The following is a 21,702-nucleotide window of genomic DNA, read 5'->3' as shown; positions in this document are numbered from 1 at the left end:
CCGTGCACGATCGATACCACGTCGCGCATGGCGCTGCGCAGCTGCAGCTTCGGCCTGTTCCAGTCGCCCAACAAATGCACCCTTCTCGCCTCGGCGCCACGCGAGCGCAGCGTTGGCGCGAGTGGCATGTTCGGCACGGCCCAACTGACTGGTCAAGCTGTCGAGGCAGCCATCCCTGCACTGATTTTCAACGTCACCGGCAACTAGGGGACCTTCTCCATGCTGGCGGTGGCGGCTATTTTTTCAACGCTGGCGGCATGGATAAGTTTTGCGCGGCGTCGATCCGTTGCGTCGCCGCTGATTGGCTACAGGCATGCTGCTTGCTATAAAGAGGGGCATGAACGTACCACCTAAAACATCATCGCCTATTCATTTCGAGGACGCGCCACCTTCCTTCGACGGCGCACGGATGATGCTTGACTTCACCGCGTCCGTCGATGGGCGCCTAGTGCGGTGCTCGGTGAGTGCCGAAGCCCTTGAGGACCACTTTGGTGCCGCGTCCGCGCTCGAGAGCGAATTGCTGCAAGCGTTCGAGCGCGGTCGCAGCCGCATTCATCGAGTCGCTCGGCTCGCACTGGCAGACAGCGACGGCCAACCCGTCGTGCTGCACAGTGGCCTATTCCGGATCTCGGCAACCTAACGCCGCCAGGCAACCTGCCCACTCATCCTGCAAAGGAGGCTTTATGTCACTGATCGTTGCGGGACGCTTCACCTCGTTCCCTCAAGCCGAACGCGCGTCGCAGGCGCTGTTCGAGCATGGTTTTGTCCAAGAGGACGTCACCCTATTCTTCGTCAACCCACCCGGCCAGCACGCGCGCTTTTCGATCGGCGGCGACGTATCGACCGACCCCGGCGCACGCGAAGCGCCGAAGGGCGCGGCCAAGGGTGTCGCGCTGGGTGCTGTCGTGGGCGCAGTCGTTGGCGTCGCGGTTTTTGTGCTCGCGGGCGCGCCGATGCTCGTATCGATCATCTCCGCTGGGGTCGGCGCTTACGTCGGCTCGATGATCGGTGCGATGAGCCATACCCGGCGCACGCTCGAACAGCATCATGGACGCGAGCGCTTCGTCGACCGCGAGGCGCGTGACGCCGGCGTGCTGGTTGCCGTGCACGTGGACGCGGCCACGCAGGAGAATGCATCACGTGTGCTGCGCGACGCAGGTGCGCTGGATATCGAGCGCGCCTCCGGACGCTGGCGCGACGGACGCTGGGCTGACTTCGATCCGACCCGAGCGCCGCACGTGGAGCGCGACAGCCAGCCCGATCTCAACGAGCGGCACACTTAGTCTCGCCGCATTGCAGGGTGGCAACCGAGCCAGGGGTAGCCGGACGGACAGGCCGCCGGTAGCCAATCAGGTGGGATGACCACCCGCATACCGGATCTGCGCGGTGCGCAGTTTCCGATCAACCACAACCAACGGAGGTACACGATGGCAAATCATATTGTTTCCGTTCTAAATGACCTGATCGAAACGTCCAAAGACGGCGAAGCCGGCTTCCGCAAAGCGGCAGAGGATGCGTCGAATCCGGAATTGAAGACGCTGTTCGCCAGTTGTGCCCAATCGTGCTCGCAAGCGGTCAGCGAGCTGCAAGCCGCCGTCCATTCACTCGGCGGTAAGGCCGAAGATCACGGATCCGCGTCCGGGGCGCTGCATCGTGGCTGGATGGACCTGAAGTCAGCCATCAAAGGTCGCAGTGACCACGAGATCCTAGCGGACTGCGAAAAAGGCGAAGACGTAGCCAAGAAACATTACCGACAGGCGCTGGATGAAGCGTTGCCTGCGGACATTCGGATGCTCGTCGAGCGGCAATACGAAGGCGTACTCAAGCATCATGATCGCGTACGCGAATTGCGCGACGCTACGGCACGATAATCTGCCTGCGCTGGATGCGGCGATGCACGCCGCATCCAGCAGGGGCGTGGAAGCTGGCCTAACAAGCCGCTTCGCCGCGGCCCTGGCAGTCACCATGCGGTATCTGACTGCATGTCACAATAGCCTTAATTCGCGATGTGCAAGTCGTTGTGCACGTGGGTCACACCGTCAACCGTTCTAGCCGCATCGGCAGCAGCTTCCTTCACCTCACGGCTGGGTACTGTCCCGGTCAAGCGCACCGCGCCAGCCGTGGTCTTCACGTGGATATTTTGAAAGCCTTTCACGCCCTTCGCGTTCAGCAATGCAGCCTTGACCTTCGTGGTAATAGCGCCATCACTGATTTTCTCGCTGAGCGTTTCGGAACCCGACAATGGCGCGGCCCTATTGCTGCCCGCGCTTTGGGCGGCCAGCCCGACCACATGAGCTGCACAGATTATGCCAATGGCAACGCGGATCCATCGTGTCGTTTGCATCGTCTTCTCCTGGATTGAAGTGGCAAGGGGGGGTTGCAAGGATCGTACCCACGATTAATGCGCGTCATTGCGTCGGCGCGCGGCGGTCGCGCTCACCTCCGCGCCGAGCAGGAACACCGACGACGAGAAATACAGCCACATCAGCAGCACGGCGAGGGAGCCCGCAGCGCCAAACGTATTGGCGGTGCCCGCATGTGCCAAGTAGAACGCGAAGATATTCTTGCCGCTGGAGAACAGCAGTGCCGCCGCCAAGCCGCCCGCGAACGCATCGCGCCATTGGATCGACGCATCGGGGACGAACTTCAGCATCGCGGAGAATGCCAGCCATAGCGAACCGAGTGTGGCCACGTGCTGCACTGCATTCGCTATCCGGTACGAAGCGCTTTGCGGTCCCCAGAACCATTGCCCAATCACGCTGATCGTGGTGTCTAAAATCAGCAGCACAACGATCAAGAATGCCACGCCAAGCACCAAGCCAAACGAGATCAAGCGCACCCGCACCAGGCTGAGCAGGCTGGCGCGCGTATCGGGTTCCGGCACCGGCCAGATCGCGTTCAACGCGCTGTTCAGCGTCGAGAACGTAGCGGATGCGCCGATCACGATACCCAGAATCGACACCGTAGTCGTACGCGTTGCCATATCGGCGTGCCACGCGTTCGCCACGATGGCCTGCACGCCTTGTGCGGCTTCGTCGCCAACCACGCCGCGTATTTCGCCGAACAACCGGCCTTGCACCGCATCCTGTCCGAAAAAAAACCCGGCCACCACGATGACAATGACTAGCGTCGGTGCGAGCGAGAATGCCGTATAGAAAGCGATCGATGCCGCCATCGTCGGACAGCGGTCCTTGATCCAGTGCGTGACCGGATCCGATACCCAAGCCAGCAGATCCATCGCGCGCGAGCGCATCGTCAAGACAACGTGCTGACAGGCAACCGCACCGGCACACCGGGTCGGGCGAACGTCGCCTGCTGCGCCATCACGCGCAAAGTCAACGCGTCGTCGCGGTCCACCACTTCACGCAGATCGCGCATGAATGAATCACGCCATACAGACAGGTCGTTCTGCCGCAATACTGCCATCATCGCTTGGTGCCGCTGTTGCCGGTCCACCAAAGGCATCGACAACGCGCGGCGCATCGCGTCGGCGACTTGCACTAGGTCGAACGGATTGACTATCAATGCACCCGGCAATTGGTCCGCAGCACCGGCAAACTGCGACAACACAAGCACGCCAGGATCGGCGGGGTCTTGTGCTGCGACGTATTCCTTGGCCACCAAGTTCATGCCGTCGCGCAGCGGCGTCACGCATCCGACCTGGGCCGCGCGGAACAGCGACATCAGCAGGTTGCGCTCATAGTTACGGTTCAAGTACAGGATCGGGGTCCAGTCCAGTTGTGCAAAACGACCGTTGATCCGGCCCGCCTCCGCCTCCAGGTGTTTGCGAATCGACTGGTAGTTTTGCACGTCGGTACGCGTAGGCGGTGCGATCTGCATCAGTGACACGTGCCCAGCCAGGCTTGGCGAATCCAGCAACAGCCGTTCGAATGCCTGAAACCGCTCGGCAAGCCCCTTCGAGTAGTCGAGCCGGTCTACACTGATGATCAGCTTGCGCTCACGCATGTTGTCGCGCAGCCCGACCACCTGCTTGCGGCTGGCGTTTTGCTGCGCGGCTTTCGCAATGGCATCCGGGTACACGCCGATCGGATACGCAGCGACCTTGAACCGGTGGTCGAACGCGTGGACCATCCCGTTGCCGAGCAACTGTCCGCCGCATTCGCGCTGCACGATGTCGGTAAAAGACTGCAAGTCGCTGCTCGTCTGGAAGCCGACCACGTCGTAACTGCACAGCGCCTTGAGCAGCGTGGCGTATGGCGGGATCGTATGCAGTACCTCGGGTGCCGGAAATGGAATATGCAGGAAAAACCCAATCGGATTGCGCATGCCGATTTCGCGGCATGCCTTGCCGAACGGGATCAAGTGGTAGTCGTGCACCCAAATGAGGTCGTTCGGCCGAACCAGCTTCTGCAATTGCCGGGCGAGCATCCCGTTAACGCGCATGTAGCCTTCGTAGTCGGCGCGGTCGAACCGCGTCAGATCGTTCCGATAATGAAAAGCGGGCCACAACGTCGCGTTTGAAAAACCGCGATAGTACTGATCATAGTCGCGCCGACTGAGGCCGACCGTTGCGTAGGTCACGTTGCCCCGGGTCTCGATTGTTGGCTTACCCGCTTCACCGCCGATCTCGCCATTCCAGCCAAACCATACGCCGCCGGCCTCCTTCAGCGCATCATAGACGCCGATTGCCAGACCTCCGGCCGCGGGACGGCCCTCCTGTGCCGGGGCGACCCGATTGGATACCACGATCAATCTGCTCATAGGGATTGCCACCTGCTGTTTGTTTAAATGAAATCATCGACACCAGCATGCAAATTTTGTGCCTAATGTTGCAATGCACAAAAAGGCCGAGCACGGCCCGCGCCCCTAAAGGCGCAATGGGTAGGTTTCCAGCAGGATGACCGCGATCGTGTTACGCGTCCTGCTCTGTCCCTATTTCTCGATGATAGTCCAAGCCGGCACGGCGGGCGCCGCCCTGGTTGGCGACGCCATCTGCCGGCGCGTCAGGTGCAGGCCGGTTCTGCCCGGCCGATATGTTGTCTTCGTGGTCGCCCGCGTTACCCGTGCCGGTGGACGGCAACCGGTCCGGCCATTGGCCGGCTTGCGTGTTTGGTCGGCTCATTGCGCCTCCAACTTGCACTGCATGGTCCCTGATTGTACCCACCCCTGCGGCTGAGCTTTCGCGCCGCCTTCGCGTGGTGGGGTAAACGTTACGCCCCGGGTTGTAATCCTTACAGCAACAGGTGCGCAGAGCGGTCTTATGGGCGCCGCGGCCGGGGTCGGCGGCGCCCATCCCCCTGGTCAATGTGTGCGTCAGCCATTGAGCCACGCGGGCCGCCCGCACAGGTGACGTTGACCAGACGCGTGGAACGCCGATGCTTGCACGTGCGGCATATCCGGGCCTTGCGGCGGTGGATCGCCGATCGGCGGCATATCGGGCCCGGGTGGATCACGCGTCGGATCAGGCGGCGCTTCGTCCGGTGGCATGTCCGGCGGTGGCACCTCGGGCGGATGCGGCGGCGTGGGCGTAAGCGGATCGGGCTGCGGCGCATGGGCGCGCCATTTGAGCGTTGACATAAATCGCTTCCTTGAAGGAGACGATAAGGGAACCAGCAACCCGTATGCCGGCTACCCCTGCCAAAGAACCCGCCGATCAGTCCCGCTCACGCCCAGGCGCCTGTTCATCGATCGGCTAAGCCTATTCGTCAGTTACCGGTGTACTTCGCCCCGACGTTCTCCGGCGCCTCATCGCTGTCGCCGGCATCCTCGCCTGATGCGTGGCGCGCGTCATCGCCATATTCGACCAAGCGGTTGTACAGCGTCTTCAAACTGATGCCGAGGATCTCTGCAGCCCGCGTCTTCACGCCACCGCATTGCTCCAACGTGGCCAGAATCAGTTGACGGTCCGCGTCGGCCAGCGATGTGCCGAACGGGATGGTCACCGCAGTGCCGGCGGACGGCTTAGACAGCGAGATCTGCAGCGGTACCGATGCGGTCGCAGACGAATCAGCCGGCGCCATGATGTAAGCGCGCTGCACGTAGTTCTTAAGCTCACGCACATTGCCAGGCCACGTGTACGACAGCATGGTTTCCTTGACCGAAGGCGGAAAGTGCTTGTCCGTGCCGTAGCGCTGGTTGAGCTCGTCCAAAAAGCTCTGCGCAAGCAACTCGACATCTTTGCCGCGCTCGCGCAGCGGCGGCAGGCTGATCGGAAATACGTTCAGCCGATGATAGAGATCCAGCCGCAGCTTGCCCTCGAGTACCGCCTGCTCGGGATCGCGATTGGTCGCCGCGATCAGCCGCACGTCGGTCTCGATTTCCTTAGTGGTGCCGACCCGCATGAATACGCCCGTCTCGAGCACGCGCAGCAGCTTAACCTGCAACTCGATCGGCATCTCGGTGATCTCGTCCAGAAATAACGTACCACCGCTGGCCCGCTCGAAATAGCCTTTGTGCTGTCGGTCCGCACCAGTGAACGCGCCCCGCTCATGACCGAACATTTCCGACTCGATCAGCGTCGGCGACACCGCGCCGCAATTGACAGCCAGAAACGCCTGCTTGCGCCGCAAGCTCAACTCGTGCACGGTCTGCGCGGCCACTTCTTTGCCGGTGCCGGATTCACCGACCAGCAGCACCGAAGCGGATGTCGGCGCCACCCGGTTGATTTGGTCATAAACCTGTTGCATCGCCGCCGAATTGCCTAGCATCAGGCCAAAGCGCCCAAAGCGGCGCAGTTCGCCACGCAGCGTGCCGATCTCGGCGCGCAGGTCGCCGGTACGCGGGATCCTGGCGAGGATCGCCTTGACCCGTTGCACATTGATCGGCTTGACGAGGTAATCCGTTGCGCCCATTTTCAGCGCACTGACCGCGGACTCCACGGTGGCGTGCCCAGTAATGACCACGATTTCTACGCCGGAGCGCAGATCCAGATCGTTGAACAAGTCCACGCCGCTGCCATCCGGCAGCTTCAAGTCGGTAAAGACAACGTCTGGCACCTGCCTGACGATCTGGATACGCGCCTCACGCACGTCGCCGGCCATCGCAATGGTCAGACCATCGCCCGTGATGATCTCCGCCAATGCGTTGCGGGAATTGGGGTCGTCATCGACTATCAGTATATGCGGCATGAGAAAGGAATCGTGTCCGGAAAATAAGCGGCAAGTCGGCAGCCCCACGGACGTTGCGCGTCAACGCGCATGCGACGTGCCGCCTGCCAATTTGAAAAAATTGCGCGCCTCATCCAAGACTATTACGCCAACCGCGTAATAATGCTATTTAGAAGTCTTATTCGGTGCGTAAAGTTGATTACAAAGAATAATCGACACGCTCGGGGCCCCCAGTGTAACCGCTTCCGGTCGAGCGCTCAAAACACAATTCGTTTACGCCAAAACGGCTGACGCTTCAGCATAAGCAATTGCCGCTGAGTTGGCGCAGGTGGTTAAATAGGTTCTTTGCACCAGAAAGCCCTACACCATGTCGTTAAGCGAGGCGGACGCGCCAGTAGCGTCCGATGAACAGTACTCACGCACCATCCCGCACCCGAAGGTGCCGGGCCTGAAGTCGTTCGGCCTGCTGTATGGCTCGTCCGACGCAATGCTGGGTCTATACGAGCAAATCGAGCGGGTCGCGGCCACCGACGCGACCGCGTTGATCGTCGGCGAGTCTGGAACCGGCAAAGAGTTGATCGCACGCACGATCCATGACGCCAGCCACCGCAAGAATGGCCCGTTCGTCGCGGTCAATTGCGGCGCCATCCCGGACAACCTGATCGAGGCCGAGTTGTTCGGCCATGAAAAGGGCAGCTTTACGGGCGCCGTGCAAGGCCGCATCGGCTACTTCGAACATGCGCACGGCGGCACGCTGTTTCTGGACGAGGTCACCGAGATGTCGCCGGTGCGTCAGGTCAAGCTGCTGCGTGCGTTGGAGACCGGCACGTTCTATCGGGTCGGCGGCAACGAGTTGATCAGCGCCAACGTGCGCGTGATCGCCGCGACCAATCGCGACCCGGCCACCGCGGTCAAGGAAAACGGGCTGCGCGAAGACCTGATGTACCGGCTTGCGGTTTTCCCGTTACGCGCGCCGCCGCTGCGCGAACGCAACGGCGATCGCGAATTGCTCGCGCAGTATTTTTTGGCCGAGTTAAACACCCAGGAAAATACCAGCAAGACATTCAGCAAGCGCGCGCTTGACACGGTGCGCACTTATTCGTGGCCGGGTAACGTGCGCGAATTGAAAAATGCAGTTTATCGTGCGTTCATTCTGGCGGAGAAAACCGTCGAGATTCAGCATCCGCACCTGGCGTCGCGGGTCAAGAAGCCAGTGCTGCAAGGCGATGCGATGAGCGTCTGGATCGGCACGCCGCTTGCCGATGCGCAAAAGCAAATCATCCTGGCGACGCTGAAGCACTGCGGCGGTGACAAGCGGCGCGCGTCCCAAACGCTTGGCATCAGCTTGAAGACGCTATACAACCGTCTGGGCGCGTATGAGGCGCAGGCGTGCGCGGACTCGCCCGAGAGCAACGAAGGCTGAGCAGTTTATCCTGCTTACCACTGTTCCCATTGTTTGCCGCGCGTACCCGACGAGCGGGTCGCGCCTACCGTTGCAGCGTCTGAAACCAATCCGCCGCGCGCGGGGCGCGGCGGCCCTGCCCAATGCCCGCTGCCATAGCCGCCGCAATCAGGATTCGACGTCCTCCAGGCTGAAGATCTCCGTCTGGTCATTGTATGAAAAGATCTCACCGTAGCGGCCCCAATTGATGACCGCGTCGAGCGTTTCCTCCGCGGCACTGTCCGACAAGTAGTCCTCGAGTTCCTGTTCGAAACGCACCCGCGGCGCCCGATGGCCAGGCCGTTCATTGAGAACCCGCTTGATCCGCGCCGCCAGCGGCACGTGGCGCAGCAGATGATCGGCGAACATCATCTTGCGCTCCTGCGTGCCGCATTCGGCAAATACACGGGCCGGCGGTGTCAGGAAGATATCGCCCTCACGCACGTCGGCAAAGCCGAGCCATTGCAGCACTTCGGCAATCGGGAACAGATCGTCGACCTCCAGATGCAGCGTGCGAGCAATCTCGGGCATGTCCGCTCGGCCGTGGTAAGGTGCGGCCGCCAGCGTCTCGATCAGGCCAGCCATCAAGTTGGTCGACACGTGTGGCAACCAGCTATGCAGCTCCAGGCCCTTGCGCGGCGCGCCAGCGCTCGGACGCGCCGTCATCTTCGCGTAGATGTCATCGACTAGACGGCGGAACGCCGGATCGAGCCGGTTGCGCGGATGCTTGAACGGCACCTGGATCTCGGCTAGCACGCGCCCCGGATTGGACGACAGCACCAGGATCCGGTCGCACATGAACACCGCCTCTTCGATATTGTGCGTGACGATCAGCACGGCCTTGATCGGCATGCGGCCTTGCGTCCACAAATCGAGCATGTCGGTGCGTAACGTCTCGGCGGTGAGCACGTCCAGCGCCGAGAACGGTTCGTCCATCAGCAGCAGCGTCGGATCCACCACCAGCGCACGGGCAAAGCCCACGCGCTGTCGCATCCCGCCGGACAGCTCGCGCGGGTACGCGTTCTCGAACCCGTCCAGCCCGATCAGATCGATTGCGGCCAGCGCGCGCTCACGCCGGATGCGCGCGGGTACGCCCTGGGCCTCTAGGCCCGCTTCGACGTTCTGCAGCACGGTGAGCCACGGGAACAGCGCAAAGGTTTGGAAAACCATCGCGACGCCTTCCGCTGGGCCCCGCAGCGGCTGGCCGCGATAGGTCACCTCGCCCCCGGACGGCGAAATCAGCCCCGCAATGATGCGCAGCAGCGTGGACTTGCCCGAGCCGGAGCGCCCGAGCAAGCCGACGATCTCGCCCTCGCGGATCGACAGGTTGACATCGTCGAGCACCAGCAGCTCGCCCTGGGTCTTCTCGAACCCACGCCGCACGTGGTCAACGGACAAAAGGACAGCGTCGGGCGCAGGCGCGCGAATGGCGGGCGCTGCCGTTACCGGCGCAGCGGCATTCGTAGGATTTTGCATAGCAACCACCGTATCGATCAATCCAGGCGCAGTTTGTTCTCGGCGTAGGCGTACATCGGGCGCCACAACAAGCGATTGAAAAGTGTGACAAACAACGACATCACCGCGATGCCGAGAATGATCTTGCGATAATCACCGTCCACGGTCATTTGCGCAATGTAGGCACCGAGCCCATGCGCGACCACGTGTGTATCGCCCCATTGCACCGCTTCGGACACGATGCTCGCATTCCACGCGCCGCCGGAGGCCGTGATCGCGCCCGTCACATAGTACGGGAAAATACCCGGCAGCATCGCCTGACGCCACCATTGCCAGCCGCGAATGCGAAAGTTGGTCGCAGCCTCTTTAAAATCGTTCGGATACGCGCTCGCGCCGGCAATCACATTGAACAAGATGTACCACTGCGTGCCCAGCACGATCAGCGGGGACAGCCAGATGTCCGGGTTCAGCCCGAAACGCACGATCACGATCACGAATACCGGGAACAGCAGATTGGCCGGAAACGCCGCCAGAAACTGCGCGAGCGGCTGAAGCTTCTCGGCCAGCGCTGGGCGCAAGCCGATCAGCACGCCCAGTGGGACCCACACGATCGAGGCAATCGCGATCAGCACCAGCACGCGCACCAGCGTAATGCATCCCATCGCGAGCACATGCCCAACCTCATCCCACGTCACGCCGGTGCTGACATAGTCGATGACGCGCCACAACAGGTACGCGGTGCCAGCCAGCACCAAAGCGCCCCAGGCGAGATCGCCAAGCCGTGAGGGCTGGCGATGCGGCCTCACCGCGGGCCCGACCAGCGGCAGCTTGCGCCAACGCAGCGGCAATCGCGCCATGCGCGCGAACAGCCATCCGGCCGGCACCAGTAACTGGTGAATCAACCGAGTGCGGCGCACCAGGTCGAGCAGCCAAGATTGGGGCGCGCTCGCCGACGCAGTGTTCTCCATGCGGAACTTGTCCGCCCACGCGACCAGCGGCCGGAACAGCAACTGGTCGTAGGCGAGAATCACAAGCGTCATCGTCAAGATCACCCAACCAATCGCCGGCAGGTTGCGCTCGGTGATCGCCTGCGCCAAGTACGCACCCACGCCGGGCAGCGTAATCGTGTTGTTGCCAACGGTAATCGCCTCGGACGCGACGACGAAGAACCAGCCGCCGGACATCGACATCATCATGTTCCAGATCAGGCCCGGCATCGAGAACGGCACCTCGAGCTTCCAAAAGCGCTGCCAGCCCGTCAGGTGAAAGCCGCGCGACACTTCGTCCAGGTCGCGTGGCACCGTGCGCAGCGACTGGTAGAAGCTGAACGTCATGTTCCAGGCCTGGCTGGTGAAGATCGCGAAGATCGCTGCACACTCCGCCCCGGCAACCCGCGTCGGGAACAGCGCAATGAAGAAGGTGACCGTAAACGAGATATAGCCGAGCACCGGCACCGATTGGAGGATATCCAGCATCGGCACCAGCACTTTCTCCGCCCGCCGGCTTTTTGCGGCAAGCGTGCCGTAGGCGAGCGTGAACACGAACGCGGCGAGCATCGCGGCGAGCATCCGCAACGTGGTGCGCAGCGCATATTCCGGCAAATACATCGGACTTAGCGAGATCGCCTGAGCCTTCAGCGTCGAGATCGGCGCCATTGTCTGCTCGAAGCCGATCGCGGCCATCGCGATCAGGCCGATAATCAGCGGAAAGGCCACGAAATCCCACCGATTGGGCAACAAGCGCCACGCGGACGCCGCGGCGTCACGCTTCGGATCGAAGCGAAAACCGAAATTGAAACCGAAATCCATCAGACAAACTCCCCGGCGCTCTGGGCATGCGGATGGACCGCGCCGCCGCACCACAGCGCGATGGCAAACGCTGCCCATTTCAAGACCGCCCCGACACTACACCAAGCACCATGACCGTTACAACCTTTTAACGTATTTGACTTGTTCCACCGTGGCGCGAATGCGGCACGCGCGCCACGCAGCCCAGGTGGCCCAGCTGCACCACTTACCTTCCGCACTGCACACGCAGCGCGGCGCGGCGGCCATTAACGGTTATCATGATGGGTCACTGAATGAATGCAGGAGGCCGCATGAAAGGAAATCTCGTCATCATCTGCCGTGACCAAGACGCCCACGAGTTCGACGCGCTGATGACCGAATACGGCGCCTTCCAGACGAGATTATCGTCGACCGCGTGGTATCTGAAGTTCGACGCGGCGCCCGACGTGATCCAGGAGGAGATTCTGTCACGGCTGGGCAAGTACACCACGCACTATATCTTTGAGGCTAACAGCGTCACGTACAACACAATCGACAGCGAAGCTGCTGCGGCATTGAATACCCTGTTCGGTAATTGACGCAGTTACGCCGTCCCCATGTGCGGGGATGCACGTCGCGGGGGAGCAGACCTGCGCGGCGCCCGACTGAGCCGGAAACTCCAGTTCGACGCGCAGGCCGCTGCGCTCGTGATTGCCGATCCGGCATTCGCCGCCCAGCCGGTTCGTGAGTCGCTCGACGATAGCCAGCCCCAGCCCGCTATGACCGTTGCCGCCGCGCGCCGGGTCCAGGCGCACGAAGGGACGGCTTGCATTGACCAGATCCTGGGGCGAAATGCCGCCACCTTGGTCGCTGACCGTCAACGTAAAGCCTCGCGTCGTGCGGGCGGTTTTGATCACCATGGGCGGCGCGCCATAGGCCTGTACATTGTCCAGCAGGTTGGACAGCACGCGCTCCAGTGTCGCAGCCGGCAGCATGAAGTGCGGCCCCGCACGCAGGTCGGCGCGAACCGCGTCCGCCGACGGCCACACCGCGCGATAGGTCCGCGCGATACGGTCGCATTCGTCGAGCATCTCGGCGCGCAGCCGCAACCGCGCCAACGGCGTGCGCAAATCGTGCGCAACGCCAGCAAGCATCACATTGCGGTCGTTGTCGGTCTGCGCGAGATTGCTGACCATTGTATTGAAGCCGCGCGAACGAACGCCATTTCCCGTGTCTGGCACCTAGCCGGCCCGGCGCTTCCGTTCTCGTCAGAAGCCCAAATGAAATTGTTAAGCCATCCCAACACGATGACCTCGCGCTCACATGGCATGCTGCGCCGCCAATCCCATCCGCTCCACGCCCCACCGGTGCGCATTCGATCCAGCACTGCGGCGGCGTCGAGCGCAAACTCGCCGCGCTACGCGTCAAGCTGCATCTGAGCGCCGAACAGAACAGACTGTGGCAAAGTGCAATGGCGGTCATGAAGTACAACCGCGACGAACAACGCCGGTTGCACCAGCAAATGACGCAACAAATCCATGCTGCCTTGCAATAAAGCATCATCAATCTGAACGCGCTGCACGCGGTGCAGCAGCGCCTCGCCGCACAGCGCGAACAACTACATGAGCAAACCGTAGCCGCGTGACTGAACGTCTACACTGCGCTAAACGATCAGTAAAAAAACGACCGTCAGCGTCATACTAAAAACGCACTGGGCACGAATGGCGCAGAGGCGGGCGAAGATGCGCGAGCGGCTGGGGCACGCACGACGCGCATGGCTCGCCCCAGATGCCGTGCCGGCCGCCACTAAGGCGCAGCCCGAGTCATCGCCCCTGCCTAGCCGGCGCAGCGCTGCCAGGCCCGCCCCGCTGCCTGGCGGCCCTCGTGCGCCATTGAGTTAGAATACCGCCCTTCGCGTACCGAGCATCACGCAGACATCCTGCGTACCGGCATCGCGTTGCGCGCATTGTTGGCCGCCTAACATAGGCGGGCGTCCCAAATTGCGCCGAATATTCGACCCATCATTAGACTACTGACTTCACCATGTTCCTGCAAGGGTATGGCCCGGTCATCGCAGCGGGCACGTGGCAAACCATCAAGTTGTCGCTGCTATCGCTCGCGGTCGCCTTCGTAATCGGACTGCTTGGCGCCGCGGCCAAGCTCTCGCGCAGCCATGTGCCGCGCGTGGTCAGCACAGTCTATACCACGCTGATCCGCGGCGTGCCCGACCTGGTGCTGATGCTACTGGTGTTCTTCAGCATGCAAATCTGGCTGAATCACCTGACCGACCTGATGCAGATCGACCAGATCGACATCGACCCATTCACCGCCGGCGTACTCACGCTGGGTTTCATCTACGGCGCATACTTCACCGAGACATTCCGCGGCGCATTCTTGTCAGTGCCGCGCGGCCAGATGGAGGCGGCGGCGGCGTACGGCATGACAGGCTGGCAAGCGTTTTCGCGGGTGATGTTCCCGCAGATGATGCGCTTTGCGTTACCCGGCATCGGCAATAACTGGCAGGTGCTCGTCAAGTCGACCGCGCTGGTATCGATCATCGGCCTTGCCGACGTGGTCAAGGCGTCGCAGGACGCCGGCAAGGGCACGATGCGCTTTTTCTTTTTCACGATCGTCGCCGGCGTGATCTATTTGGCGATCACGACGCTTTCCAACGTCGTGTTGCTGTACCTGGAGCGCCGCTATTCAACCGGCGTTCGCCGTGCGGATCTTTGATACCCGGTCGCGACAATGATCGAACTGCTACATACCTACTGGAAAGCCTATCTGTTCACCGATGGCTACAATATCACCGGCGTGGCCATCACATTGTGGCTGCTGGTCGTGTCGATTGGCATCGGTTTCTGCCTGTCGATTCCGCTTGCGGTCGCGCGCGTATCTCGACACAGGTGGATCAGCGTCCCGGTCTGGCTGTATACCTATATATTCCGCGGCACCCCGCTCTACGTGCAGTTGCTGCTGTGCTACACCGGCATCTACAGTCTGGAGCTTGTGCGTTCGCACGACTTTCTCAATGCGTTCTTCCGGCAGGGAATGTACTGCACCCTGCTGGCGTTCACGCTGAACACTTGTGCTTATACCACCGAGATTTTCGCCGGCGCGATCCGCGCGACGCCGTACGGTGAGATGGAGGCCGCGCGCGCGTACGGCATGTCCGGCTTCGCGCTCTACCGGCGCGTGATCCTGCCCTCGGCGCTGCGCCGGGCGCTGCCGTACTACAGCAACGAAGTGATCCTGATGCTGCACGCCACCACGGTCGCCTTCACCGCGACGGTGCCGGACATCTTGAAGATCGCACGCGACGTCAACTCGGCCACGTATCAATCGTTCGAGGCGTTCGGCATTGCCGCGCTGCTCTATTTGGGCATTTCGTTCACACTGGTGGGTCTATTTCGGCGCGCCGAGCAGCGCTGGCTGGCCTACCTACGACCGCAAGGTCAATAAGTTCAATCCGTGAAAGGCTCAACACGCGATGAATTCGCCCATGTCTAAGTTGTTCGTTGATGATCTGCACAAACGCTATGGCAGCCAGGAGGTACTCAAAGGTATTTCGCTCGAGGCCAAGGCCGGCGATGTGATCAGCATCATCGGTTCGTCGGGCTCCGGCAAAAGCACGTTCCTGCGATGCGTGAACTTTCTGGAGCAGCCCAATGCGGGCCGGATCTATGTGGACGGCATCGAGGTCAAGACCGCACCGGATCGCGCCGGCAACCTGAAAGTCGCCGACGCCAAGCAGTTGCAGCGCGTGCGCACCCAGCTGGCGATGGTATTCCAGCACTTCAACCTGTGGTCACACATGACGGTACTGGAAAACCTCACCGAGGCACCCGTGCACGTGTTGGGCCTGTCGCGCGCGCAGGCGCAGGAGCGGGCGCGCGAGTACCTGGACAAGGTTGGACTCGGCGCATCGGTCGAGAAGAAATACCCGTCGCACCTGTCCGGTGGGCAGCAGCAGCGAGTGGCCATCGCCCGCGCGCTGGCAATGCACCCGGATGTGATGCTGTTTGACGAGCCGACCTCGGCGTTGGACCCTGAGTTGGTCGGCGAAGTGCTGAAGGTGATGCAAACGCTAGCCGAAGAAGGCCGCACGATGATCGTCGTAACGCATGAAATGGCGTTTGCGCGCAACGTGTCAAGCCATGTGATGTTCCTGCATCAAGGCCGCGTCGAGGAACAAGGGCCGCCGGATGAGGTATTCGGCCGCACAAAGAGCGAGCGGCTCAAGCAATTCCTGTCCGGCAGCCTGAAGTAGCCATCGGTTGGCTCGTCCCCAGCAACCGGTTGGGTGTCGATCGATCTGCAAGTGCGGTGACCAACAACGCTCCGCGGTTGGGCCGGCGTCTACGCGGACATTCAGCACGTGTTCTGACCGGCTGGCACGACAACGACAGATGGAGCCGCCGCCACGCCGGCGTGGCGAACGCGGAACGGCACTAGGGTTTCTCGCGGCGGCCAGAGGCGCGTATCGGTGCTGATTCGTATGGACCGCACCGTTTTTATTGCGTATCACGCCGCTCCAATGCCGCGCCGTGACTGAGCCAGTCCAGCACCGCCGCGGCGTCTTCGTCGGTATGCCCGCGCACCGCCTCGACCACCTGCTGCATGCCCACGTCAGGTAACGCGCGCCGGATCGCGACGCCGACCGCCAAGACGTCGATCACCAGCAGGTGCAACACGCGCGAGATCATCGACACCTGCGAGTCGCGGATCTCGATAGGGTCCGTTTCCAGCACGACGCTCGCACGCTTGGCCAACGGCGTGTTGCTCGACGTGATCGCAATGACTTGCGCGCCAGCCTGCATTGCCACCTCCAGCACGCGCAGCAACTCCGGCGCCTTGCCGGACTTAGAGACGGCGACGATCACATCGCCCTTGCCCAGCAACGCGGCAGACGCGGCCTGCATGTACAGGTCGCCGTATGCAATGGTCGGGATGCCAAAGCGGAAAAACTTGTAGTGCGCATCCTGAGCGACGATGTTCGAATTGCCCAGGCCGTAGAATTCAATGCGCCGCGCGCTGTGCAGCATGTCGATCGCGCGCTCGACGTTGTCGAAGTTCATATGCTCGCGCAGCTGCAGGATCGCCGACACGGTGTTGTCGAGCACCTTCACGCCAAAGTCGGTCGCCGAGTCGCCCAGGTGGACCTGGCTGTGGCTAACCGAGTTCGTGCCAGTCAGGCCAGTGGCCAGCTTCAGCTTGAAGTCGGACAGTCCCTGGCAGCCAAACGAGCGACAGAAGCGGATCACGGTCGGCTGGCTCACATCGGCCTTGCGCGCGATGTCGATGATCGGATCGTTGACGATCGAGCGCGGGTGGTCCAACGCCAAGTCAGCTACGCGCCGCTCGGCCGGCGTGAGCACGTCGCGCATCTGCCGGATGCGCTCGAACACGGCTGATCCGCCGCCGGCACGATGCCCGAGTTGCTCGGCCAGGATCGCAGACACGCCGAGGAAGGCCGGATATTGCGCGGTGATCACGAAGGTCGGGATGTTCGCCAGGTACGCCTGGAAACGGCCCTTCGCCTCGAACCGTGCACGAAACGGCGAAGTCGAAAACAACTCGCCCAGATGTGGGATGACACCGCCGCCGATATAAATGCCACCCAGCGCGCCGAGTGTGACTGCGAGATTGCCGGCAAATGTGCCAAGCACTGCGCAGAAGCACTCCACTGCCTCCAGCGCGAGCGGCTCGGCCGCCTGCGCGCGCCGCACCACGTCAGCCGGCTCGAGTTGCGGGCCAAACCGTTTGTTCTCGCATGCGGCAAGCGCGCGGTAGATCAGTGCCAGCCCCGGTCCTGCGCAAACTCGCTCGAACGACACATGCGACCACTTCTTGCGCGCATAATGCAACACCCGATCCTCGCGCTCGTCCTGCGGCGAGAAGGTGGCATGTCCGCCCTCACTGCCCAGCGCGATCCAGCGGTCGTTTGCGGGAATCAAGCCTGACACGCCCAAACCCGTGCCCGGCCCGAGCAGCCCGATCACACTGTTGTGCCGGCGTACGCCGCCGCCAATCTGCGCGCGTTGTGCATCGGATAGACCCGGCAGCGCCATCGCCAACGCGGTAAAGTCGTTGACCACCAACAGCGTATCAAAGCCTAATGCGCGACGCGTGGCCTCGATCGAAAAACTCCAGTTACGGTTGGTCATCTGCACCTGATCGCCATCGACGGGATTAGCGATCGCAATGGCCGCGTGGTTCACGCGACCGATCTTACTGTCCTTCAGGAACTTGCGGATCGCAGCGGCGATGCCCGGATAATCCGCACAAGGGTATACACGAATATCGTCAATCTGCCCCGGTCCGAATTCCAGTGCGAAGCGCGCATTGGTGCCGCCTACGTCGGCAAGCAGCCGCGGGCCATCCGGATGTGGACTCTCACGCGCGAGCACTGCCTTAGGCGCACCAGTAGGCATCGACGTTGACTCCCGTATCGTTGGCCAGCTTGGAGATGGCGTTGTGTTGTGGATGCTCGATCGCGGCGCGCAGCACGTCCAGCTTGCGCTGCCCGGAGACTAACAGAAACAGCCGGCCGATTTGCCTGAGTGCCGACAGCGACAAGCTGACCCGCAGATGCGGCGCCTGCCGCGGCTGGACCAGTACATAGCGCTCGTGGGTCCGTGTAGCCAGATCCCACTGTGGCGCATCGGCGAAGATCGACGCCGTGTGGCCATCCTCGCCCATGCCGAGCACGGCCACGTCGGGCAGTGCGCGCGAGGCATCCGCGTTCAGTGCCGCGACGTGGGCGGCAGGCGCCTGGTCGACGTCTACCAGCGGCTGGAACACTGCTTCGCGCGCCGCGTGCTGCAGCAACGTGTCGCGCACGAGTCGCGCGTTGCTGTCGGCATGCATTGGCGGGACCCAACGATCGTCGACCAGGGTGACGTCGATGCGCGTCCAGTCGAGCGCGCGCCGCGACAAAGCGTGCAAGAACGGCCGTGGGCTCGTGCCGCCCGACACCGCGAGCGTGGCACGAGCCGCGCCGATACGCGCGGCCAGCGACGACTGCAACGCATCGCCGACCGCCTGCGACAGCGCGTCCTGCTGGGCGCGCGCATCGTCAAAAGCGTGAAGCTCGATCACTTCTCCTCCGTACTCCCTTCGACCGCCCACCGACATTGCGGGCGGGCCGGTCCCTGCGATTCAAACAAGCGTGGCGTGCCTGCTAGTTCTCTTCTTCGAGCCAGCATGTACCATGCTGGGCGAGCATCGCGCTCGCTGCAGCCGGTCCCCACGTCCCCGCCGCGTACGGCTTGGGCGACGTGCCGGGACGAGCCCATTCGTCCAAGATCGGCTCGACCCACTTCCATGCCGCCTCCTGCTCGTCCCGATGCACGAACAACGCCAGCCGGCCGTTGATCACGTCCAACAACAGGCGCTGGTAGGCTTCCATGCGATCTTCCTTGAAGAACTGGTCGAACGCCAGATCCAAGTGCACGCTTTGCAAATTCATCCCCTCACCGGGCTGCTTGGCCTGGCAATATAACCGGATCGATTCGTTGGGCTGCAGCCGGATCACCAGACGATTGGCGCCATTGCGCAGCGCCGTTGGACCGAGCGCCGAGTGCGGGACTGCGCGGAAGTTGACGACGATTTCCGCAACGCGCTCGGCAAGCCGCTTGCCGGTGCGCAGGAAAAACGGCACGCCGGCCCAGCGCCAGTTCTCGATTTCGACCTTCAACGCGACGAAGGTCTCGGTCGTGCTTGATGCGCTCACGCCATGCTCGGTCACATAAGCCGGCACCGCGGCACCCTTGACCACGCCCGCCTGATACTGGCCGCGTACCGCAACGCGACTGATGTCGCGGGGCTCGACGGGCTTGAGCGCGCGCAGCACGCGCAGTTTTTCATCGCGCACCGCGTCGGCCCCCATCGAGTGAGGCGGCTCCATCGCCACGATCGACAGCAGCTGCAACAGGTGGTTCTGCACCATGTCGCGCAACGCGCCGGTATTGTCGTAGAAGTCGCCCCGTCCCTCGACGCCCAATTCTTCGGCGATTGTGATTTGGATGCTCTCGACCCACTCTCGGCGCCACAGCGGCTCGAACAGTGCGTTGCCGAAACGCAGCGCGAGCAGGTTCTGAACAGGCTCCTTGCCCAGGTAGTGATCGATCCGGTAGATCTGGCCTTCCGCGAAGATCTCGCCGACCGCGTCATTGATCGCGTTGGACGACTCCAGGTCATAGCCAAGCGGCTTCTCCAGCACGATGCGCGCGCCATCGCTCAAGCCCACAGTCGCCAGTGCACGGCAGATCGACACGAATAGCGACGGCCCGGTAGCCAAATAGAACACCCGAATGCCAGGCAGCGGCGAAATCGCATCGCGTAGCAACGCATAATCCTCCGGCTGTCCGAGATCGATCTGCACGAATAGTATTCGCTCGAGAAAGCTGTTCCACGAAGCATCGTCGCCGGCCGGCTTCACGTGCTGGCGCACATGCGTGTGCATCCATTGCACGTACGCGTTGCGGTCGCCGATGCCACGCGCGACCGCAACGATTCTGCCTGCCGCAAGCAGCATGCCGCCGCGGTGCGCCTGGTACAACGCCGGCAAGATCTTGCGCATCGACAAATCGCCGGTGCCGCCGAAAAGGACGAACGTAAAGCCTGGATCAACTTGCATTGTGTGTTGACGGTGACGTTGGAAATTTGGCTCGGGTAGGCCGTCGCGCAAGGCGCGCAATCGGCCGTAGCCCGATAAAAATATTTTCGACGATAAATTGTAGTTTAGCTACAATTTTGAGCAAACGGTACATTTAGTGCAACGAAAACTTCGTTATATCAATCCGTTGCCGTGCGATCTGGCGGTCCGACAGGAGCAAGCGAATGGTCACTCGACACCGTTTGTCACGAAGCGTAGCAGTCGCCGCGCAGGCACACCGTCATGTTAAAGGACATTGTGCGCGCACAATTCACCTTCCTATTTGACGAACTGCTGTCCAACCTCGATGCGAAGTTGCACATCGAGAAGCGCTCGGAGATCAAGCTGATGCACCGGTGTGATGCACCAGCGCCTGGGCACGACGATCGTCTGCTGGTCTTCTCGCCGGTCAACGGCAAGCGGGTGGTGTCCCGCGTGCATCCGGCCTCCGATCCGCGGCCGCAGCAGTCCATGTCGCTACTGTTCAACCTCTCCAAGGCGGTGTTGTTCGACTCAAAGACCGAGCAGCGCATTGCATGACGGCTGGCGCACGACCATTGTTTTGTCATCCCACACAAATAAGCATCACCTGCCCGCATTGCTGCGCCGCGCGGCGCCCGGTGATGCGTCAGCTGCATTGCTGTTATCCCGATCGGCATGATTGTCGGCAAGATCAGACACCGCGCGTGAGCACCGCATCGTGGAACGTATAATAAGCCGCTTCGCTACACGCCTGACTCCACACGACGATGACCGGTGAATTCGACCATCGCAACCTTGCGATGCTCCTACTCCAGGCCCGCGAAAGCGTCATGAGCATGTTCCGCCCGATGCTCAAGCAATTCTCGCTGACCGAGCAACAGTGGCGAATCATACGCGCGCTGAACGACCATCCGCGTCAGGAAATGGAAGCTGGACAGCTCGCGAAAATTTGCTGCATTCTCAGTCCGAGCCTGACCGGGGTGCTTGAACGGATGGATCGGGACGGACTGATCCGTCGTTCGCGCGTCGCGTCCGACCAGCGCAAAGTGATCGTGAGCCTAACGCCGCAAAGCCAGGCCCTCGTCAAGCGGATTAGCCCGCTGGTTGACGAACAATACCGGTCATTGGAGAACAAGATCGGCGTGCAGACACTCGCCGAGGCCTACCGCCTGCTGGACACGTTGATCGAGACGCTGCCCGGCGATGCCCCCCCTGACAGTGGTGGCGATGCGTCGCGTTGGGCCAAGCGCCCAATGAGCGATACAGCTGACTAAAACCCGCCTGGCCGCGCTGTCGCCGGCCCCTTTCGCCGCTGCGCCCCTGTGCTCTGCG

General features: G+C 62.0%; 21 protein-coding genes and 2 pseudogenes. 11 read left to right on the top strand and 12 right to left on the bottom strand.

Going from position 1 to position 21,702, the window contains the following annotated elements; all coding sequences use genetic code 11:
- Nucleotides 1-27 precede the first annotated feature (27 nt).
- The 4 genes from RA167_RS03135 (at nucleotide 28) to RA167_RS03120 (ending at nucleotide 1,871) form a co-directional block, all read left to right on the top strand.
- Nucleotides 28-207 (top strand): hypothetical protein, encoded by a 180-nt coding sequence (locus tag RA167_RS03135; RefSeq protein ID WP_076786251.1) that lies wholly within the window; start codon nucleotides 28-30, stop codon nucleotides 205-207.
- 130 nt (nucleotides 208-337) lie between these two features.
- On the top strand, nucleotides 338-640 hold the full coding sequence (locus tag RA167_RS03130) for a DUF1488 domain-containing protein (protein WP_076786250.1): 303 nt from the start codon (nucleotides 338-340) through the stop codon (nucleotides 638-640).
- Between the two features lie 43 nt (nucleotides 641-683).
- Nucleotides 684-1,283: a hypothetical protein gene (locus RA167_RS03125; RefSeq protein ID WP_076786249.1), complete on the top strand. Its 600-nt coding sequence runs from the start codon at nucleotides 684-686 to the stop codon at nucleotides 1,281-1,283.
- Between the two features lie 144 nt (nucleotides 1,284-1,427).
- Nucleotides 1,428-1,871, top strand: coding sequence for a PA2169 family four-helix-bundle protein (locus RA167_RS03120; protein ID WP_076787742.1), 444 nt, complete (start codon nucleotides 1,428-1,430; stop codon nucleotides 1,869-1,871).
- 125 nt (nucleotides 1,872-1,996) lie between these two features.
- Here RA167_RS03120 and RA167_RS03115 read toward each other — a convergent pair whose 3' ends face one another.
- The 6 genes from RA167_RS03115 to RA167_RS03090 all read right to left on the bottom strand — a co-directional run bounded on the left by RA167_RS03115 (nucleotide 1,997) and on the right by RA167_RS03090 (nucleotide 7,088).
- Nucleotides 1,997-2,344 carry a BON domain-containing protein gene (locus RA167_RS03115; RefSeq protein ID WP_076786248.1) on the bottom strand — a complete coding sequence of 116 codons (348 nt, stop codon included), beginning with the start codon at nucleotides 2,342-2,344 and terminating at the stop codon, nucleotides 1,997-1,999.
- A 54-nt stretch (nucleotides 2,345-2,398) separates the two neighbouring features.
- Complete coding sequence (locus RA167_RS03110) at nucleotides 2,399-3,253, bottom strand: YihY/virulence factor BrkB family protein (protein ID WP_237574347.1); 855 nt, start codon at nucleotides 3,251-3,253, stop codon at nucleotides 2,399-2,401.
- 2 nt (nucleotides 3,254-3,255) lie between these two features.
- Nucleotides 3,256-4,722, bottom strand: a complete 1,467-nt coding sequence (gene otsA / locus RA167_RS03105; RefSeq protein ID WP_076786247.1) for an alpha,alpha-trehalose-phosphate synthase (UDP-forming) — start codon at nucleotides 4,720-4,722, stop codon at nucleotides 3,256-3,258.
- 151 nt (nucleotides 4,723-4,873) lie between these two features.
- Nucleotides 4,874-5,083 carry a hypothetical protein gene (locus RA167_RS03100; RefSeq protein WP_076786246.1) on the bottom strand — a complete coding sequence of 70 codons (210 nt, stop codon included), beginning with the start codon at nucleotides 5,081-5,083 and terminating at the stop codon, nucleotides 4,874-4,876.
- A 191-nt stretch (nucleotides 5,084-5,274) separates the two neighbouring features.
- The gene (locus tag RA167_RS03095) at nucleotides 5,275-5,538 is read right to left on the bottom strand and encodes a hypothetical protein (RefSeq protein WP_076786245.1); all 264 of its coding nucleotides are present in this window, start codon (nucleotides 5,536-5,538) and stop codon (nucleotides 5,275-5,277) included.
- A 128-nt stretch (nucleotides 5,539-5,666) separates the two neighbouring features.
- Nucleotides 5,667-7,088: a sigma-54-dependent transcriptional regulator gene (locus RA167_RS03090; RefSeq protein WP_076786244.1), complete on the bottom strand. Its 1,422-nt coding sequence runs from the start codon at nucleotides 7,086-7,088 to the stop codon at nucleotides 5,667-5,669.
- A gap of 346 nt (nucleotides 7,089-7,434) precedes the next feature.
- Here RA167_RS03090 and RA167_RS03085 point away from each other — a divergent pair, with 346 nt between their 5' ends.
- Nucleotides 7,435-8,490: a sigma-54 interaction domain-containing protein gene (locus tag RA167_RS03085; protein ID WP_076786243.1), complete on the top strand. Its 1,056-nt coding sequence runs from the start codon at nucleotides 7,435-7,437 to the stop codon at nucleotides 8,488-8,490.
- Between the two features lie 147 nt (nucleotides 8,491-8,637).
- Here RA167_RS03085 and RA167_RS03080 read toward each other — a convergent pair whose 3' ends face one another.
- Nucleotides 8,638-9,984 (bottom strand): AAA-associated domain-containing protein, encoded by a 1,347-nt coding sequence (locus RA167_RS03080; RefSeq protein ID WP_076786242.1) that lies wholly within the window; start codon nucleotides 9,982-9,984, stop codon nucleotides 8,638-8,640.
- 17 nt (nucleotides 9,985-10,001) lie between these two features.
- Nucleotides 10,002-11,771 carry an ABC transporter permease gene (locus RA167_RS03075; RefSeq protein WP_076786241.1) on the bottom strand — a complete coding sequence of 590 codons (1,770 nt, stop codon included), beginning with the start codon at nucleotides 11,769-11,771 and terminating at the stop codon, nucleotides 10,002-10,004.
- 290 nt (nucleotides 11,772-12,061) lie between these two features.
- Here RA167_RS03075 and RA167_RS03070 point away from each other — a divergent pair, with 290 nt between their 5' ends.
- Nucleotides 12,062-12,328 carry a hypothetical protein gene (locus tag RA167_RS03070; protein ID WP_076787739.1) on the top strand — a complete coding sequence of 89 codons (267 nt, stop codon included), beginning with the start codon at nucleotides 12,062-12,064 and terminating at the stop codon, nucleotides 12,326-12,328.
- Between the two features lie 75 nt (nucleotides 12,329-12,403).
- On the opposite strand, the pseudogene RA167_RS03065 reads toward RA167_RS03070, so the two are convergent.
- A pseudogene (locus tag RA167_RS03065) lies at nucleotides 12,404-12,943 on the bottom strand (ATP-binding protein); the annotation flags it as partial.
- Between the two features lie 829 nt (nucleotides 12,944-13,772).
- Here RA167_RS03065 and RA167_RS03060 point away from each other — a divergent pair.
- The 3 genes from RA167_RS03060 to RA167_RS03050 are packed head-to-tail and all read left to right on the top strand — an operon-like array spanning nucleotide 13,773 to nucleotide 15,999.
- A complete protein-coding gene (locus RA167_RS03060; protein WP_076786239.1) occupies nucleotides 13,773-14,462 on the top strand; it encodes an ABC transporter permease in 690 nt (229 codons plus the stop codon).
- A gap of 15 nt (nucleotides 14,463-14,477) precedes the next feature.
- The gene (locus RA167_RS03055; RefSeq protein WP_076786238.1) at nucleotides 14,478-15,191 is read left to right on the top strand and encodes an ABC transporter permease; all 714 of its coding nucleotides are present in this window, start codon (nucleotides 14,478-14,480) and stop codon (nucleotides 15,189-15,191) included.
- Between the two features lie 28 nt (nucleotides 15,192-15,219).
- Nucleotides 15,220-15,999: an ABC transporter ATP-binding protein gene (locus RA167_RS03050; protein ID WP_076786237.1), complete on the top strand. Its 780-nt coding sequence runs from the start codon at nucleotides 15,220-15,222 to the stop codon at nucleotides 15,997-15,999.
- 244 nt (nucleotides 16,000-16,243) lie between these two features.
- On the opposite strand, the gene RA167_RS03045 is transcribed toward RA167_RS03050, so the two are convergent.
- The 3 genes from RA167_RS03045 to zwf all read right to left on the bottom strand — a co-directional run bounded on the left by RA167_RS03045 (nucleotide 16,244) and on the right by zwf (nucleotide 20,370).
- On the bottom strand, nucleotides 16,244-18,163 hold the full coding sequence (locus RA167_RS03045) for a bifunctional transcriptional regulator/glucokinase (protein WP_076786236.1): 1,920 nt from the start codon (nucleotides 18,161-18,163) through the stop codon (nucleotides 16,244-16,246).
- On the bottom strand, nucleotides 18,144-18,830 hold the full coding sequence (gene pgl, locus RA167_RS03040) for a 6-phosphogluconolactonase (protein ID WP_076786235.1): 687 nt from the start codon (nucleotides 18,828-18,830) through the stop codon (nucleotides 18,144-18,146). The genes RA167_RS03045 and pgl overlap by 20 nt, the downstream gene beginning before the upstream one ends.
- A gap of 82 nt (nucleotides 18,831-18,912) precedes the next feature.
- The gene (zwf, locus tag RA167_RS03035; protein WP_076786234.1) at nucleotides 18,913-20,370 is read right to left on the bottom strand and encodes a glucose-6-phosphate dehydrogenase; all 1,458 of its coding nucleotides are present in this window, start codon (nucleotides 20,368-20,370) and stop codon (nucleotides 18,913-18,915) included.
- Nucleotides 20,371-20,781: 411 nt separating this feature from the next.
- On the opposite strand from zwf, the pseudogene RA167_RS03030 reads away from it, so the two are divergent.
- Nucleotides 20,782-20,928: pseudogene (locus tag RA167_RS03030) on the top strand (sugar ABC transporter ATP-binding protein); the annotation flags it as partial.
- A 209-nt stretch (nucleotides 20,929-21,137) separates the two neighbouring features.
- Nucleotides 21,138-21,644, top strand: a complete 507-nt coding sequence (gene hpaR / locus RA167_RS03025) for a homoprotocatechuate degradation operon regulator HpaR (RefSeq protein WP_076786232.1) — start codon at nucleotides 21,138-21,140, stop codon at nucleotides 21,642-21,644.
- Nucleotides 21,645-21,702 lie beyond the last annotated feature (58 nt).

The organism is Mycetohabitans endofungorum (assembly GCF_037477895.1).
GTDB lineage: Bacteria > Pseudomonadota > Gammaproteobacteria > Burkholderiales > Burkholderiaceae > Mycetohabitans.
The sequence above is the reverse complement of the archived record's forward strand: the minus strand, read 5'-3'. Positions and strand labels throughout refer to the sequence as shown.

Coding starts and splice junctions, on each gene's coding strand:
- RA167_RS03075 (WP_076786241.1), bottom strand. CDS start 11,771: ATGGATTTCGGTTTCAATTTCGGTTTTCGCTTCGATCCGAAGCGTGAC.
- RA167_RS03055 (WP_076786238.1), top strand. CDS start 14,478: ATGATCGAACTGCTACATACCTACTGGAAAGCCTATCTGTTCACCGAT.
- RA167_RS03070 (WP_076787739.1), top strand. CDS start 12,062: ATGAAAGGAAATCTCGTCATCATCTGCCGTGACCAAGACGCCCACGAG.
- RA167_RS03080 (WP_076786242.1), bottom strand. CDS start 9,984: ATGCAAAATCCTACGAATGCCGCTGCGCCGGTAACGGCAGCGCCCGCC.
- RA167_RS03110 (WP_237574347.1), bottom strand. CDS start 3,253: ATGCGCTCGCGCGCGATGGATCTGCTGGCTTGGGTATCGGATCCGGTC.
- RA167_RS03135 (WP_076786251.1), top strand. CDS start 28: ATGGCGCTGCGCAGCTGCAGCTTCGGCCTGTTCCAGTCGCCCAACAAA.
- otsA (WP_076786247.1), bottom strand. CDS start 4,722: ATGAGCAGATTGATCGTGGTATCCAATCGGGTCGCCCCGGCACAGGAG.
- hpaR (WP_076786232.1), top strand. CDS start 21,138: ATGACCGGTGAATTCGACCATCGCAACCTTGCGATGCTCCTACTCCAG.
- RA167_RS03100 (WP_076786246.1), bottom strand. CDS start 5,083: ATGAGCCGACCAAACACGCAAGCCGGCCAATGGCCGGACCGGTTGCCG.
- RA167_RS03085 (WP_076786243.1), top strand. CDS start 7,435: ATGTCGTTAAGCGAGGCGGACGCGCCAGTAGCGTCCGATGAACAGTAC.
- zwf (WP_076786234.1), bottom strand. CDS start 20,370: ATGCAAGTTGATCCAGGCTTTACGTTCGTCCTTTTCGGCGGCACCGGC.
- RA167_RS03125 (WP_076786249.1), top strand. CDS start 684: ATGTCACTGATCGTTGCGGGACGCTTCACCTCGTTCCCTCAAGCCGAA.
- RA167_RS03045 (WP_076786236.1), bottom strand. CDS start 18,163: ATGCCTACTGGTGCGCCTAAGGCAGTGCTCGCGCGTGAGAGTCCACAT.
- RA167_RS03115 (WP_076786248.1), bottom strand. CDS start 2,344: ATGCAAACGACACGATGGATCCGCGTTGCCATTGGCATAATCTGTGCA.
- RA167_RS03095 (WP_076786245.1), bottom strand. CDS start 5,538: ATGTCAACGCTCAAATGGCGCGCCCATGCGCCGCAGCCCGATCCGCTT.
- RA167_RS03090 (WP_076786244.1), bottom strand. CDS start 7,088: ATGCCGCATATACTGATAGTCGATGACGACCCCAATTCCCGCAACGCA.
- RA167_RS03060 (WP_076786239.1), top strand. CDS start 13,773: ATGTTCCTGCAAGGGTATGGCCCGGTCATCGCAGCGGGCACGTGGCAA.
- RA167_RS03120 (WP_076787742.1), top strand. CDS start 1,428: ATGGCAAATCATATTGTTTCCGTTCTAAATGACCTGATCGAAACGTCC.
- RA167_RS03130 (WP_076786250.1), top strand. CDS start 338: ATGAACGTACCACCTAAAACATCATCGCCTATTCATTTCGAGGACGCG.
- RA167_RS03050 (WP_076786237.1), top strand. CDS start 15,220: ATGAATTCGCCCATGTCTAAGTTGTTCGTTGATGATCTGCACAAACGC.